The sequence below is a fragment of the Intrasporangium sp. genome (assembly GCF_040414665.1).
Classification (GTDB): domain Bacteria; phylum Actinomycetota; class Actinomycetes; order Actinomycetales; family Dermatophilaceae; genus Intrasporangium.
The window spans coordinates 1-15,008 of sequence record NZ_JBEDUL010000008.1; the positions used below are offsets into that span (position 1 = coordinate 1).

Consider the following 15,008-nt stretch of genomic DNA (forward strand, 5'->3'; position numbering starts at 1 on the left):
CCGGCACCAGCCCGGTCGACTCCGGCGCCGGCCTGAAGGCCGACACCTGGGCCCTGTCCGAGACCGGGCCGTCCGGCTACTCGGCCAGCGCGTGGAGCTGTGTCGGTGGCACGCAGAGCGGCAGCAACATCACCGTCGGCATCGGCGGCGAAGCCACCTGCACCATCACCAACAACGACATCCCGCCGCAGCTGCACCTGCGCAAGGTCGTCGTGAACAACAACGGCGGCACCAAGACCGTCGCCGACTTCACCCTGACCGCGAACGGCGCCGGCAGCAATGACCTGTCCGGCACCAGCCCGGTCGACTCCGGCGCCGGCCTCCAGGCCGACACCTGGGCCCTGTCCGAGACCACCGTCTACGGATACTCGGCCAGCGCGTGGGTGTGTGAGGGTGGCACGCAGAGCGGCAGCAACATCACCGTCGGCATCGGCGGCGAGGCCACCTGCACCATCACCAACGACGACCAGCCCGGCAGAATCGTTGTGAGGAAGGTCATCAAGCCAGTCGGCGCGCAGACCAGCTTCAACTTCGACGCGAACGGGACCGGCTACGTCGACTTCGCGCTGGCCGGAGGCCAGGAGAACGGTCAGGACCTCAACGCCGGAAGCTACTCGGTCCAGGAGCTCGTGCCCCTGGGATGGGTGCTCACGGGAATCGGTGGATCCAGCGATCCGAGCAATCCGTACAACTGCACGGTGACGGGCAGCGGCGGCAGCACGGGCGTTGGTGACCTCAACACCCAGACGGCCACGGTCTCGCTCAAGAACGGCGACACGGTGACCTGTGTGTTCGAGAACACCGGCCAGGGCGTCACCCGAACCCAAGGGTTCTGGGCCACGCACTCGCCGTTGGCCAACATCGCCTGGTTCGGCGGGACGGCGTTCGGCCACACCTTCACGGGCGTTGCTGGCGTGTCCGGCATCGGTGACACGTCACTCTGCGGTCGGCCGATCGACACGTTGGGCAAGCTCATGGGCGGCTTCTGGTCCGACATCTCCAAGACGACGGATGGCAAGAAGCGGTCTGCGCTCGACCAGGCACGCGCGCAGCTGCTCCAGCAGCTGCTGGCCGCCGAGCTGAATGCCTCGGCGTTCGGGTCGGTCCCGGCCAATGGCTCGTTCGCCGCATGGGAGGCCGCGCTCTGCGGAACCAACCTCTCGGCGATCAGCACAGCACAGGGCCAGGCTGCATCGTTCAACTCCGCCGGTGACAGCTCGACCTTCACGCCCGGCACGTCGGCCGACAGCAAGAATGCTCGAGCCATCTCCGACAAGGCGTTCTGGAACACGTTCCAGTGACGCGATCCGGCCTCCGGCGTGCCAGTCGGAGGGACAACTGACCTGAAAGGACCCCTGGTCGGGGCGGCCCAGCCGCCCCGACCAGGCGCGTTCCCGGCCCACTTACCCAAGCGTTGGCGGGTGGAAGCGGTCCTCGTCCGCTGACGGGTCTGTGAAGCCCACGGGCTCCGCCGGCCCAGCAGCCAGATGGCCCGGCGCGACTGTGCCGTCGACCCGGCGCTCCCCATGGACGATGACTCGCCCCCGTTCTCCGTCGGGGGTGCCGTGGCCCGGCGACTCGTCGACGGTCCGTGCTGCCGCCGCCCAGGCCGACACCCCGTCCCACGCTGATCGGCCGACAGCCAGCCCCGACCGCCACACCATGACGGCGAGGGCGGCAGCGAGGACGCCCACGGCCAGCTCCTCGACGTGTCCGCTGGGCGGAGTCCCCACGACGACGAACTCGTCAGAGCCGTACCACGGCCTCTCACCGAAGCGGCGGAAGACGGTGTGAGCTGCGTACGAACCGGCGACTGCGACACCCGCGACCCCGAGCAGCCGGCCATGGGCACCGCGGACCAGGAGCCACGCAGCGGCACCGGCCCCGCCCGCCACGAGCACGACGACGAGGAAGACGAGTCCCCAGGTGTTGCTCATGCCCGTGAGGTCCGCCCCCGCCGGCGCGCTGTCGACCCCGACCCTTCCCCAGCTCCACAGCAACGTGACGTAGTCCTCCTGCAGTGTCTCGTCCGGGCCGGCGAAGACGCGTTGCGTGATGCTCGTCGTCGGCCAGAAGACCGATGGGACGAGTACGAGCACGCCGGCCAGCGCCAGCACGCCACCCAACGCACGGCCCCGAACCGGTCGGATCCTCATGTCCGCTCCCCTGTCCCGGGCCGGTGCCCGTGCTACCGCGCCCCGAACGTCTCGGCGACGTCGAGCAGACGGGTGTTGGCCTCGGTCTCGCCGATGGTGACGCGGACGCCGTCGTCGCCGTACTGCCGCACCATGAGGCCGGCCTCCTCGCACGCCTCCGCGAAGGCGGTCGAGTCTGCCCCGAGCGGGAACCAGACGAAGTTCGCGTCCGACTCCGGCAGCTTCCAGCCCTGGTCCTGCAGGCCACGCACGACCCGCTCCCGTTCCTCGACGATCGACTCGACGCGCTCCTTCAGCTCGTCGAAGGCGTCGAGTGAGGCGACGGCCGCGGCCTGGGCGATGGAGTTGACCCCGAAGGGCGTCGCCGTCTTCCGGATCGCGGCGGCGACGTCACGGTGGGCTACCGCGAAGCCGACTCGCAGCCCTGCAAGGCCAAAGGCCTTGGAGAAGGTGCGCAGGACCACGACGTTGGGCCGCTCGCGCCAGACCTCGAGACCCCGGACCGCCTCCGCGTCGCGGACGAACTCGACGTAGGCCTCGTCGACAACGACGATGACGTCGCTGGGAACCCGGTCGAGGAAGGCGTCCAGCTCCGCGCGGTGCACCGACGGCCCAGTGGGGTTGTTCGGCGTGCAGACGAGCACCACGCGCGTCCGTTCGGTGATGGCGTCCGCCATCGCGTCGAGGCGGTGCCGGGCCCGGTCGTCGAGAGCGACCATGACAGGGGTGGCTCCGGCCAGCTGTGTGACGATCGGGTACGCCTCGAACGACCGCCAGGCGAAGACGACCTCGTCGCCCTCGTCGCACGCCGCCTGGACGATCTGGGCGAGGACGGCGACTGAGCCGGTCCCCGTCGCGATGCAGTCGGCCGAGACGCTGAGGGCGCGACCGAGGCGCTCGCGCAGCTCGACGACCGCCATGTCGGGATAGCGGTTGACGGACGTCGCGGCCTCGTTGATCGTCGTCAGGACCGACGGGAGCGGTCCGTAGGGGTTCTCGTTGGACGACAGCTTGTAGGGCGTCAGGCCTGGCCGAGCCGTGGCGGGCTTGCCCGGCTTGTAGTCGGGCATCCGGCCAAGGACCTGCCGCAACCGCACCGTGGGAGAGGAGCCAGGGGCGGCGGGAACGGGCTGCACGTCGTCGTCGCTCATGCCGACCACTCTATTGAGCAAGCCGGGATGGGCGGGAGGGCTGGGAGGGTCCCGAAAGGTGGACCGGGCTCAGCGGCATACGGCCCGATGTGGCTAGGCTCACACTGTCGCGCCAACGCCGCCTCGACGCACCTGTTTGAACCCACACGAAGGACGCTGCTCATGCGCATCGGCATCCTCACCGGAGGCGGGGACTGTCCCGGCCTCAACGCCGTCATTCGCGGCGCGGTCCGAGCCGCGGAGGTGACCTACGACAGCACGGTCGTCGGCTTCCGCAACGCCTGGCGGGGCGTGATGGACAACGACTTCGAGCTGCTCGATGTCGACCGCTGCCGTGGCATCCTGCCGCTCGGCGGGACCATCCTCGGCACGAGCCGCGACCAGCCGTTCGCCTTCGAGGACGGGCTCAAGAAGGTCCGCAAGGCCTACGCCAGGCACGGGCTCGACGCGATCCTTGCCGTCGGCGGCGAGGGCTCGATGAACGTCGTCTCACGCCTCCACGACAACGGCTTTCCGGTCGTCGGGGTCCCCAAGACGATCGACAACGACATCTCCCAGACCGAGATGACGTTCGGCTTCCAGACGGCCGTGCAGATCTGCACCGACGCCATCGACCGACTGCACACGACGGCTGAGTCCCACCACCGGGTCCTGGTCGTGGAGGTCATGGGGCGTCATGTCGGCCACATCGCAACGTGGTCCGGTATCGCCGGCGGCGCGGCAATCACGCTCGTTCCCGAGGAGCCCTTCGACATCGCGGAGGTCTGTGAGCGGATCGTCCATCGGCACCGCAAGGGGCGCTTCGCGACGATCATCGTCGTGGCCGAGGGCGCCGTCCCCAAGCCGGGGACGATGGAGCTGCCCGTGCCGGAGATGGACCGCTACGGCCACCAGATCCTCGGTGGAATCGGCTCGATCCTGGCCCGCGAGATCCAGGGCCGCACCGGTATCGAGAGCCGGATGACAGCCTTGGGACACATCCAGCGTGGCGGGTCACCGGTCGCGTTCGACCGGGTCCTCGGGACCCGCTTCGGGGTCGCGGCCGTCGAGGCGGCGATGGACAGCGCGTGGGGTGAGATGGTCGCCCTCCAGCGCGGACACATCGTCCGCGTGCCGGTCAAGGAGGCCATCGGCGAGCTCAAGATGGTCGACCACGACCTCCTGCGGATCAACACGATGTTCCGGCCACGCATCCCCGGCGACGAACACCCCGGTCTTCCCGCCGATCGACTTGAGCGCGTGGAAGACTGACGCCATGCTGATGAACTTCGCGATCAAGACCGTCATCAACGGCATCGCCCTGTGGATCGCCGCCCTCCTCATCGACGGCATCGAGTTCGGCCGCGGGTCCAGCACGTGGGAGACGGTGTGGACCGTGCTGCTCGTCGCGCTGGTGTTCGGCGTCCTCAACACCTTCGTGCGCCCGATCGCGAAGCTCCTCTCCCTGCCCTTCATCATCCTGACGCTGGGGCTGTTCGTCTTCATCGTCAACGCGTTCATGCTGTGGCTGACCTCCTGGCTGTCGGAGAAGCTGGGACTTGCCTTCCATGTGCAGGAGTTCTTCTGGGACGCAGTCCTCGGATCCCTCATCATCACGTTCGTCTCGATGATCCTGGGTTTCTTCAACCCCAAGGACTGACAAGCAAACTCGCGTATGCCGCTGAGCCCGCTTCCGCTCGGAAGCGGGCTCTCGCGCGTGGCGGGGTCAGTCTGCGTCGAGTGTGCAGTCCGCGCCGCGTCGATCAGGCCAGGTCGAACGCGAGCGTGATGGCCATGGACAGCTGGGGCTCTTGACGGGGAAGAAGGTAGCCGACGAGCCGTCCCAGATCTCGTACCGGAATGGTGCGTATGTTGTCCACGGAAACCACGCACTCGTGATCCAATCCGTTCTCCGGGCCGAGGTGCACTTCGGTCGGAAGCCCGCGGATCCTCGACGTGATGGGTGCGATCGACACATAGGCAAGGTGCGGTCGAGCGAGCCCTCGAGTCAGGACGAGAACCGGTCGAGACTTCTCCAGTCGGGCGAGGTGGATGGGCCGCATCAGTCGATGTCGACCGGCTGGCGAGCCCCCCACTCGGCGAGCTCGGCGAACTCGTCCGGCTCCCCAGCTGCCTTGAGCGCCAACAAGGTCTCGACCTCCTGCTCGTAGATCCGTCGCCGGAGCTCTCGTTCGAGGGCACTCTGAACGAGGGCGGCACGGCTGGGCACGGACCCGTCCGACACGAGAGTGTCGATCTGCTCAACCATGTGCTCCGGGAGTCGCACCGCGATCTGCTTGCTCATCCCATAATGGTACCGGAACGGTATGCACCGAAAAGGCGACCGCTGGGCCCTATTTGGGGGGCAACGAGCGGGCGTAGCCGAGGCCGCGCTCTACCCAGCGACGCAGGGGGACATCGTCCTCCACCTCGGACGCGTCGACGCGCAGCCAGCCGTCCATGCTCCGACCGCCCATCTCCATCCGTGCAACCCCGCGCTCGGCGAGGAGCGCAGCCGTCTCGGTCGGGTCGACCCGGACGAGCAGGCCGCCCTGGCCACTTGCCGCGACCGCCATGTGGCCGTCGGCAAGGAATGCCAGACCACCGAACATCTTCTTCTCGACGACATCTGCGTCCATCCCGAGGATGAACCGGATCCGGTCGGCGAGCTCCTCGTCGTAGGCCATGGCAGCAGTATGGCTCTCAGTCCAGACAGAACTCGTTGCCCTCTGGATCGGCCATCACGATGTGACCGGCCGACATCGGAGGCCCGGGCTCGAACCGCTGGACCCGTGTCGCCCCCAGGGCGATGAGCCGCTCGCATTCCTGCTCCAAGGCGGCCATCCGCTCGTCGCCGTCGAGGCCGGGGGCCGCGCGGACGTCGAGGTGGACCCGGTTCTTGGCCGACTTCGGCTCCGGCACCTGCTGGAAGAACACGCGGGGCCGCGAGCCCGTTGGGTCCACGATCGCCGAGGCCGAGCGGTGCCGCTCTGGTGGCACGCCGGCCTGGGTGAGGAAATCCGTCCACGCGTCCAGGACCTCGCTGGCCGGAGTCGCGGGCGGCAGGTTGCTGCCCAGCGGCGGCTGGATGACGAAGTCCAGCGCCTCCGCCCAGAACAGGCTCAGGCGGATCGGGTCGGCGGCATCAAAGGTCACTTGGAAATCTCGGCTCATGAGGTCTCATGGTGCCGGACCCCACCGACAGTGATCGGGAGGCCCGACGGCGCGAAGTGCACACTCGACGAGGTGGGGACGGCGCGAAGTGCACACTCGACGTGGACTGTGCTCAGCGGCATACGGACTCATCTGTCCCGCGTGGCGTGTCCGGACGGTGGCTGTCGGCTCGTCGTCCTACCTTCGTGGCATGCGGTTGCTGCACACCTCGGACTGGCACCTCGGGCGGACGCTCCACGGCGTGAGCCTGCACGAGGCCCAGGCGTCCGTGCTGGAGCGGATCTGCGAGCTCGTCGAGGACCCGCGGGACGGCGTGCCGGTCGATGCGGTCATCGTGGCCGGGGACGTCTACGACCGCGGCGTGCCGCCGGTGGAGTCCGTCCAGCTCTTTGAGTGGACGCTCTCGCGCCTGTCCGAGATGACGACCGTCGTTGTGACGTCCGGCAACCACGACTCCGCGATCCGGCTCGGCTACGGCGCCGCACTCTTCCGGGACCGCATCCGGATGATCACCGACATCTCGATGATCGACCTGCCGGTGCTGTTGCACGGCTCGGACGGGGTCGAGGTGGCGATCTACGGCATCCCCTACCTCGACGTGGACCATGCCCGAGTCGCCCTGGCTCACGGCGGTGACGTCCTCCCCCGCTCGCACCAGGCCGTCGTGGGAGCCGCCTGCCACCGGATCCGCGATGACCTGGCCGGCCGCGACGGTGTCCGCTCGGTCGTCATCGCGCACGCGTTCGTCGCCGGAGCCGAGCCGAGCGACTCCGAGCGGTCGATCGCGGTCGGCGGGGTCGACCGGGTCGCCGGAACAGTGTTCCAGGGCATTGACTACGCCGCCCTGGGCCACCTGCACGGGCCGCAGTCGCCCGAGGCCGCCCCAGGGTCGGTGGTGCGCTACTCCGGCTCGCCGCTGCGGTACTCGTTCTCCGAGCAGGACCAGGTCAAGGCGGTGCTCCTCGTCGATCTCCCGGCAGAGGGCCCCGTCGAGGTGACACCCGTCGAGATCGACCAGCCGCGGCCGATGGCCACAGTGCGCGGGACGCTCGACCACCTGCTCGACGACCCGGCCCTGACGACGCACGAGGAGTCCTGGGTGCGCGTCACCGTGACCGACCGGGTGCGACCCGACTCCCTGATGGACCGTCTCACGTCCCGGTTCCCCCATGTCCTGCAGGTGTTCCATGAACCCGAGGGCCGGATCGAGCGAGGTGTCCGCGGCACGACCCTCGTCAGCGAACGCGATCCGCGCGAGCTCGGCTCGGACTTCATCGCCTACGTGACGAAGGCGGGGGCCAGCGAGGGCGAGATCGCCTGCTTCGTCTCGGGCTACGAGGCCGCCGTCAAAGCGCAGACGCTCGCCGACGCACAGGAGGAGGTGGCCTGACGTGCAGCTGCACCGTCTGGAGATGACCGCCATCGGCCCGTTCGCCGGCACGGAGGTCATCGACTTCGGCGCTGTCGGGCGCGCGGGCCTGTTCCTCCTCGAGGGCCCGACCGGGTCGGGCAAGTCGACGATCATCGACGCGATCACCTTCGCGCTCTATGGCAAGGTGGCCCAGGCCTCGGCTGACGTCGAGCGGATCCACTCGCACCACGCGGATCCGCGTGAGATCCCGGTCGTGACGCTCGTGTTCGAGACCCAGTCGGGGCTGTATCGGGTCCGCCGGACGCCGCGGTTCGAGCGGCCGAAGTCGCGTGGGAGCGGCCTGACCGTGCAGCAGCCGTCGGTCAAGCTGTGGCGGATCACGGGCCCGGACGATCTCGACGGCGGTGAGCTGCTCTCCACGAACCTCGGCGACTGCGACGACGAGATCACTCGAGCCGTCGGACTGACGCGTGACCAGTTCGTCCAGACGGTGATCCTGCCCCAGGGTGAGTTCGCGACCTTCCTGCGGGCGAGGTCGGAGGACAAGGGCAAACTGCTCGAGAAGGTCTTCGGGACGGCATTCTTCCGTCGGGTTCAGGAGGAGATCGTCGAGGCGGGGCGGGTCGCTCAGGCTCAGCGGCAGGGTGCCGTCGGGCAGATCCGCGATGCCATCCATGCCTTCGCCGTCTCGGCCGGCATCGAGGCAGAGCGGCGCGACGAGCTGGTGGTCCTGGCCCAGGCCTCACCGGACGACCTCGACGGCGAGCTGGCCCAGGTGGTCGACGAGCTGGCCACCCGGGAGCGCCATGCCGCCAAGGCAAGCCGTGAGGCGATCGAGGCGCACCGGCAGATGGCCGAGATGGTGGGCAACGCCAGGCTGCGACGGCAGCGCCGGGAGCGGCTCATCGAGCTGCAGCGCGAGGACGAGTCACTGGGGGCGCGAGCGGTCGAGTTCGACCAGCTCCGTCGCCAGGTGGCGCGAGCGCGCCAGGCCCGGCCGGTTGCCGGAGCCGTGCGTACCTTGGCGCAGAGCGAGGCGGCGCTGAAGCGGGCCGAGGCAGCCGTCGCGGCGGCCAGGTCGCGGGTGCTGCCGGCCCTTCGCGAGCTGACCGTCGTGGAGCTCCGGGTCGCGGCCTCATCCACCCGCGAGGTCGTGGGCGCCCTGACGGCTGCAGCCGAGGTGGAGGCCTCGCTGTCGCTACGGCGCACGGAGCTCGAGCAGGCGACAGCCCGAGCCGAGCGAGCCCGCGCTGGACTCGCACACGTCACGACGGAGCTCGAGGCACTGCCCCGGGCGCTGCACTCCGTTGAGGAGTCCCTCACGGCCGCTCGGCACCTCCATTCGCTCCTCGACGCTCGAACGGCCGCCGCGGCTCGTGCGAAGAGGAAGCTGGACGCCGCGGTGCGCGAGGCGGCCGCTGCGGCGCGACTGCCGAAGGCGGAGGAGAAGGCGATGGTTGCCCTCGCGGCAGCCAGAGAGGGGGAGGCCGCCCTCGCGTCGCTACGCCGGGCGCGCATCGACGACATCGCCGGCGAGCTCGGCCTCGCGCTGGTGGACGGGCGGCCCTGCCCAGTCTGCGGGTCCGTCGACCACCCAGTGCCGGCGCGTCCCACGCCCGGCGCGGTCACGCCCGAGCAGATCGCCGCCGAGGAGGAGCGGGTCGAGGGCCTGCGGTCCGCAGTCGTGCAGGCCGGTGCGGACCTGTCCGCCCTTCGAGCGGAGCTCGCCACCCTGGCCGTCGCCTCGGATGGCCTCGACGTCGAGGCGGCCCGCGTGGCCGCGCAGCAGGCGGCCGCCGACCTCTCCGCATCGCTGCAGGCCGGTGACGACGCAGCTGGAGCCGAGCAGGACCTCGCGGCACTCCGGGCTCGGGCGGCGGAGCTGACAACGCGGGCGACGCAGCTCACGGCCGAGGCGGCACGGGTCGAGCACACGGCCGCGCAGCTCGACGAGCGGGTCACTTCTGACACAGCCGTGGTCGACGCCGCTCGGGACGGGCATCCCACGGTGTCCGCGCGGAGCGAGGCTCTGGTCGCAAGGGCCGCGCGCGTCGACGAGCTCATCGATGCGATCACCTCGCGCGAGTCCGCCCGGGCCAGCGTGGCCGAGGACGCGGCGGCCCGCGACGCCGACCTCGCGGCGGCGGGCTTCGCCGATGTCGCGGAGTGGCTCGAGGCGGACCGGTCCGTCGAGTGGATCGCCGCGAAGGAGAAGGAGATCGCCGACTTCGAGACGGCGTGCACGAGGGTCAAGGCGGGCCTCTCGGGGCCTGAGCTGGCGGACGTCCAGCTCGACACCCTCTTCGACGACATCGAGCCGATGATCGAGCTCGAGAAGGCGGCGAAGAAGGAGATGGAGAGCGCAACCCACGAGCACGGCAGCCTCCGCAGCCACATGACCAGGACCAGGCAACGCGTGCTCGACATCGGGTCGGCGCTCGCGCGCAATGCGGACTGCATCCGCGAGACGGCCGACGCCGTGCGGCTGGGGCAGCTCGTCTCCGGGAACGGGGACAACCAGCTCAACCTCGACCTGGCGAAGTACGTGCTCATCCGCCGCTTCGCGGAGGTCCTGGCCGCGGCCAACACCGAGCTCGCGCGGTTCTCGGGTGGGCGCTACTCCCTCGAGCACACCGATGCCAAGAAGGGCAACGCGAAGTCCGGTCTCGGAGTCCGGGTGCACGACATGCACACCAACCAGGTCCGCGACGTCGGCACGCTGTCCGGCGGCGAGACCTTCTATGTCTCGCTGTCGCTCGCGCTCGCCCTGGCGGACGTGGTCCGCGCCGAGTCGGGCGGCGTCGACCTCGGCACGCTCTTCGTCGACGAGGGCTTCGGCACTCTCGACCCGGACGTCCTCGACGACGTCATGCACACCCTCGAGGGTCTGCGAGCCGGCGGCCGCACGGTCGGCATCGTCAGCCATGTCACCGAGCTCAAGTCCCGGATCGCGGACCGCATCGAGATCGTGGTCAAGGAGGATCGCACCTCGACGCTCCGGGTCACCGCGTGACCCAGCGAGCCATCCCGGCTGGGGCCCGTTGTGTGGACGGTCCACACGGCTCGTGTCACAGTGCGAAGGTGGACGAGTGGCCGGTGGCCGTAGTCGGGATCCTCGTGGCGCTGGTGACGATCACGGTGGCGCTGCTGGCGCGTCGTCCACAGCATGCTGTGACGTGGGTGCTGGTTGCCTACGTCGCACTGACGCTCTCCTTCATTTTCGATGAGCAAGGGCGAGTGTTCCCGATCTGGGTGTCCATGGGCGTCCTTGTGCTTCTGGCGTTCCCGGACGGGGTGCGGACGAGCCGTCTGCGGCAGATCGGGTTCTGGTACGTCGTGGCGGTATTTCTCTTCGCGGGAGCGCTGAGCTTCATTCCTGGCCTGTCGCGCGAGGGGGAAGAGCCGGCAGGAGTTCTGGGACTGCTCGTCATCGGGATGTTTGTCTCGTGCCTGCTGATCGGCGCGGTGGCAGTCGTCTCTCTCGTGCGGTCCTGGGCTCGGTCCGAGGGCCTGCGGCGCGCACGACTGGTTGTGGTTCTGGTCGGTACGGGCCTGGTCGTCGTGCTTCTCGTGGCGTCGCTCCTGGCCGACTCGTGGTTCCAGAGTCCGGCTCGGGTTCACGTCTCCGAGGCAGCCTTCGGCGTGGCGTTCTCCATGTTGCCGATCGCGGTCGGAGTCTCAATGCTCCTGGAGCCAGCGAGTGGTCGGATGCGGTGGCTGGATCGGGTGTGGCCCTGGCCGCTGACGGCCTCCGCCGGCCTGGTCATCGGCGGCACCGTGTGGTTGGCCTCCGCCGACCCCGAAAGCGGCTCGGTGTCAGCGGGCGAGCGGATCGCGGGGTTGGCCGGGGCGGTCACAGCGCTTCTCGTCGCCGGCGTTTCGGTTGCGGTTCGGCCGGGTCGCTCGAGGGTGCCGACCGCTGTGGACCGGGCATCGCTGGGGCTGCGCGACCTCGCCGACCGCTTGGCGGCAACGCCCCGGCCCGACGAGGTCCCCCCGCTGGTGGCCCGGGCCGTCGGGCAGGCGCTGGACCTGGCTGGGACCGCGGTCGACGTCCGCACCCCGGAAGGCTTTGAGCGGCTGGCCGTCTGGGGAGACACGAGCGGCCGCTCGGTGACTCGCCCGTTGCAGCACGCAGGCGTCGAGGTGGGCAGCCTGGTGCTCGCACCGCATCGGGACGGCATCCCGGTCGATCTGGCCGCGCTGGATGGCATCGTGCCACCCGTGGCCGCGGTCGTCGCCGCGACTCGTCTCACTCGCGATCTCGCGGCTGCCCGGGACCGGGTGCTGCAGGTGCGCGAGCAGGAGCGCGCTCGGCTCCGCGCTGACCTGCACGACGAGCTCAGCCCGTCCCTGGCCGGCACTCGGTTGACCCTGGCGGCGGCGACAGATCGGTTGCCCGGCCGGGACGCCGATGGCGTCCGTCGCCTGCTGGAACAGGCCGACACGGAGCTCGACCACGCCGGCAACGTGGTGCGCAACATCCTCGACGACCTGCGCCCGGACAGCCTGACCCATCAGGACCTGCTGGCCGCGGTCCAGGCGCGGGCGGCGAGCTTCGACCGGCCGGGTGAGTTCACGGTCGTGGTCCAGGCCGACAGGCCGCTCGCCCACCTGGACCCACAGGTCGAGACGGCGGTGTTCCGCATCGCGAGCGAGGCGATGTCCAACGCGGCACGTCACTCCCACGGCAGCCGAGCCGTAGTGCGGCTGGTCGGTCAAGACGGTGGACTCCAGCTGACCGTGAATGACGACGGCATCGGCCTGCCGACCCGCCTCCGCGAGGGAGTCGGTCTCGGATCGATGGCCGACCGGGCCGCCGCGGTCGGCGGGCAGCTGCAGGTCGCCTCCGCGGCCAGCGGCGGCACCACGGTGACCGGCTGGTTCCCGTCCGCGACCGACATCCAGAGCCAGGACGCGCCATGACCGTGCGCGTCCTGCTCGCGGATGACCACCCGATGTTCCGGGAGGGACTGCGCACCATGCTCGCTGGCCGGCCCGACTTCGAGGTCGTTGCCGCTGCCAGCTCCGGCACCGAGGCATTCGCCCTCGCCCAGCAGCTACGACCCGACGTTGCCGTTCTGGACCTGCGGATGCCGGACGGGGACGGCATCACGGCAACAGCCCAGATCCGCGCCGCCGTCCCCGAGACCCGCATCCTCGTGCTCAGCTCCTTCGAGGGCCAGTCGGAGGTCGGCGGCGCGCTCGCCGCCGGAGCCCACGGCTACCTGCTGAAGTCAGCCCACCCTGACGAGATCGCCCAAGCCATCCTGACCGTGGCCGCCGGATCGTCCGTGCTCTCCGACCACGTCCTCGGTGACCTCACCGGGGTCCTCGCCCCCGCCGAGGACCCGGAGTCGGGGTCCGCTCGGGAGGCCGTCCTTCCCGCTCGGTTCGTCGCAACCGTCCTCTTCAGCGACATCGTCGACTCCACCCACATCGCCGAGACGACCGGCGATGCGGCGTGGAGCCGGCTGCTCGACCAGCACGACGCCCTGCTGGACCGGGAGGTCACCCGGTTCGGTGGACGGATCATCAAGCACACCGGTGACGGCATTCTGGCCGTGTTCGATGCACCGGGTCAGGCGGTGCGCTGCGCGCGGTCGCTGCACGAGGCTGTCGCGGACATCGGCCTGAAGATCCGGGTCGGACTGCACACCGGCGAGGTCGAACGTCGCGGCCACGACATCGGCGGGATCGGCGTCCACATCGCCGCACGGGTGATGGCCCAGGCCTCCCCGGGCGAGGTGCTGGTCTCGCGAACCGTCGCCGATCTCACCGCGGGCGCCTCGATCGGGTACGAGCCGATCGGCGAAGTCGACCTCAAAGGCCTGGCCGGCAGGCGGCAGCTGCTCCGGGTCCTCAGCTCCTGACGGTGGACATGGCAGCCCCGATCGCGAGGATGACCACGCCCACGACCGCGGAAGCCCCGGCGAGCCACGCGTAGCCGAGCGACCCGACCACGACTCCGGCCACCGCCCCACCACTGGCACCGGCCAGCCCCATGAACACGTCGGCGAGTCCCTGGGTCGCTGGGCGCTCATCGGTCTCGACCGCAGCGGTCAGCAGGGTCGACCCGGACACCAGCGTGCAGGACCAGCCGACGCCGAGGAGGAACAGGGCGACCAGCAGGAGCGCCGACCAGCCGGCGTTCGAGAGGGCGGCGAGTCCTGAGGCAATCGTCAGGATCACGCCGCCGAGCATTGCGATGACCGGCCCACCCCACCGGTCGACGGCCGTACCCACGATGGGCGACAGGACGTACATGCCGAGGATGTGGATCGAGATGACGAAGCCGATGACCTCGAGCTCGGCGTGCCCGTGCTTCATGTGAATCGGCGTCATCACCATGACCGACACCATGACCAGGTGTCCGAGCCCCATGACGAGCACGGCCCGCAGCGCCCGGGTGTTCGCGCGGATCACCGAGAGGCCCCGACGCATCGAACCGTCGTGGTTGGGTGCCTCGGGCGCCGGTCCCGTCGTGGTTCCTTCCGCCAGGCCGGCCGTGTGCCGCTGGGCTCGCTCCTCGTGCTCCGTGGCCTCGAGCGCGCGGGCCGTCAGGAGGGGGTCGGGGCGCAACAGACGGTTGACCACGAGCCAGGCGAGCAGGAAGCCGGCGAGCGAGAAGACGAAACAGCCGGCCAGGTCCGGGATGCCGACGAGGCGGGCGACCGTGACCCCGGGGCCGATGAGGTTCGGCCCGACGACCGAGCCGATCGTGGTGGCCCACACGACGATCGAGAGGTCCCGGCCACGATGGGCCGGCTCGGCGAGATCGGCCGCGGCGTACCGAGCCTGGTTGTTCGCGGTGGTGCCGCCGCCGAAGAGGAACATCCCGACGAGGAAGAGCGGGAAGGAGCCTGCCACCGCTGCGGTGATGACGAGCGCCGCACCGACGAAGGCGACGCTCAGGCCCAACGACTGGCCCATCCGACGCCCGTGCCCGGCGATGACGCGGGCCACCGGGATCGTGATGAGCGCGCTACCGAGGACCTGGGAGGTGGTCCCGACGCCGGCGAGCGCTTCGGTCCCACTGATCTGCTCGGCGAGCAGGGCACCGACCGCGATGCCGCTCGCCATGCCCACTCCACCGAGGATCTGGGTTGCGACGAGTGTGCGAATGACCTTGCGCTGCAAGGTGCCCCGGTCGAGCCGGGTCATCGTCGTGGTCAT

At 69.9% G+C, this 15,008-nt stretch carries 14 protein-coding genes; 7 read left to right on the forward strand and 7 right to left on the reverse strand.

Going from position 1 to position 15,008, the window contains the following annotated elements:
• The coding region (locus ABF401_RS00745; protein ID WP_353507614.1) for a hypothetical protein at positions 1-1,301 on the forward strand (1,301 nt) is incomplete at its 5' end.
• A gap of 102 nt (positions 1,302-1,403) precedes the next feature.
• On the opposite strand, the gene ABF401_RS00750 is transcribed toward ABF401_RS00745, so the two are convergent.
• Positions 1,404-2,156 (reverse strand): hypothetical protein, encoded by a 753-nt coding sequence (locus ABF401_RS00750; RefSeq protein WP_353507615.1) that lies wholly within the window; start codon positions 2,154-2,156, stop codon positions 1,404-1,406.
• A 32-nt stretch (positions 2,157-2,188) separates the two neighbouring features.
• Positions 2,189-3,307: a histidinol-phosphate transaminase gene (gene hisC / locus ABF401_RS00755; protein ID WP_353507616.1), complete on the reverse strand. Its 1,119-nt coding sequence runs from the start codon at positions 3,305-3,307 to the stop codon at positions 2,189-2,191.
• A 162-nt stretch (positions 3,308-3,469) separates the two neighbouring features.
• Here hisC and ABF401_RS00760 point away from each other — a divergent pair, with 162 nt between their 5' ends.
• Entirely contained in the window at positions 3,470-4,558 is a 1,089-nt protein-coding gene (locus ABF401_RS00760; RefSeq protein ID WP_353507617.1) for a 6-phosphofructokinase, read from the forward strand.
• A 4-nt stretch (positions 4,559-4,562) separates the two neighbouring features.
• A complete protein-coding gene (locus tag ABF401_RS00765) occupies positions 4,563-4,946 on the forward strand; it encodes a phage holin family protein (RefSeq protein ID WP_353507618.1) in 384 nt (127 codons plus the stop codon).
• Positions 4,947-5,049: 103 nt separating this feature from the next.
• Here the strand turns inward: ABF401_RS00765 and ABF401_RS00770 are convergent, their stop codons facing one another.
• The 4 genes from ABF401_RS00770 to ABF401_RS00785 are packed head-to-tail and all read right to left on the reverse strand — an operon-like array spanning position 5,050 to position 6,460.
• Positions 5,050-5,349 carry a type II toxin-antitoxin system PemK/MazF family toxin gene (locus tag ABF401_RS00770; protein WP_353507619.1) on the reverse strand — a complete coding sequence of 100 codons (300 nt, stop codon included), beginning with the start codon at positions 5,347-5,349 and terminating at the stop codon, positions 5,050-5,052.
• Positions 5,349-5,591 (reverse strand): YlcI/YnfO family protein, encoded by a 243-nt coding sequence (locus tag ABF401_RS00775; protein WP_353507620.1) that lies wholly within the window; start codon positions 5,589-5,591, stop codon positions 5,349-5,351. The genes ABF401_RS00770 and ABF401_RS00775 overlap by 1 nt, the downstream gene beginning before the upstream one ends.
• Positions 5,592-5,640: 49 nt before the next feature.
• Complete coding sequence (locus ABF401_RS00780) at positions 5,641-5,973, reverse strand: TfoX/Sxy family protein (protein ID WP_353507621.1); 333 nt, start codon at positions 5,971-5,973, stop codon at positions 5,641-5,643.
• A gap of 16 nt (positions 5,974-5,989) precedes the next feature.
• Complete coding sequence (locus tag ABF401_RS00785) at positions 5,990-6,460, reverse strand: VOC family protein (protein WP_353507623.1); 471 nt, start codon at positions 6,458-6,460, stop codon at positions 5,990-5,992.
• A gap of 190 nt (positions 6,461-6,650) precedes the next feature.
• On the opposite strand from ABF401_RS00785, the gene ABF401_RS00790 reads away from it, so the two are divergent.
• From ABF401_RS00790 to ABF401_RS00805, 4 genes are all read left to right on the forward strand, one after another.
• Positions 6,651-7,850: an exonuclease SbcCD subunit D gene (locus ABF401_RS00790; protein ID WP_353507624.1), complete on the forward strand. Its 1,200-nt coding sequence runs from the start codon at positions 6,651-6,653 to the stop codon at positions 7,848-7,850.
• 1 nt (position 7,851) lies between these two features.
• Positions 7,852-10,845 carry an AAA family ATPase gene (locus ABF401_RS00795; RefSeq protein WP_353507625.1) on the forward strand — a complete coding sequence of 998 codons (2,994 nt, stop codon included), beginning with the start codon at positions 7,852-7,854 and terminating at the stop codon, positions 10,843-10,845.
• 68 nt (positions 10,846-10,913) lie between these two features.
• Entirely contained in the window at positions 10,914-12,758 is a 1,845-nt protein-coding gene (locus ABF401_RS00800) for an ATP-binding protein (RefSeq protein WP_353507626.1), read from the forward strand.
• Positions 12,755-13,705 carry a response regulator gene (locus ABF401_RS00805; RefSeq protein ID WP_353507627.1) on the forward strand — a complete coding sequence of 317 codons (951 nt, stop codon included), beginning with the start codon at positions 12,755-12,757 and terminating at the stop codon, positions 13,703-13,705. Before ABF401_RS00800 ends, ABF401_RS00805 begins: the two co-directional genes overlap by 4 nt.
• On the opposite strand, the gene ABF401_RS00810 is transcribed toward ABF401_RS00805, so the two are convergent.
• Positions 13,695-15,008: an MFS transporter gene (locus ABF401_RS00810; protein ID WP_353507628.1), complete on the reverse strand. Its 1,314-nt coding sequence runs from the start codon at positions 15,006-15,008 to the stop codon at positions 13,695-13,697. The genes ABF401_RS00805 and ABF401_RS00810 overlap by 11 nt on opposite strands.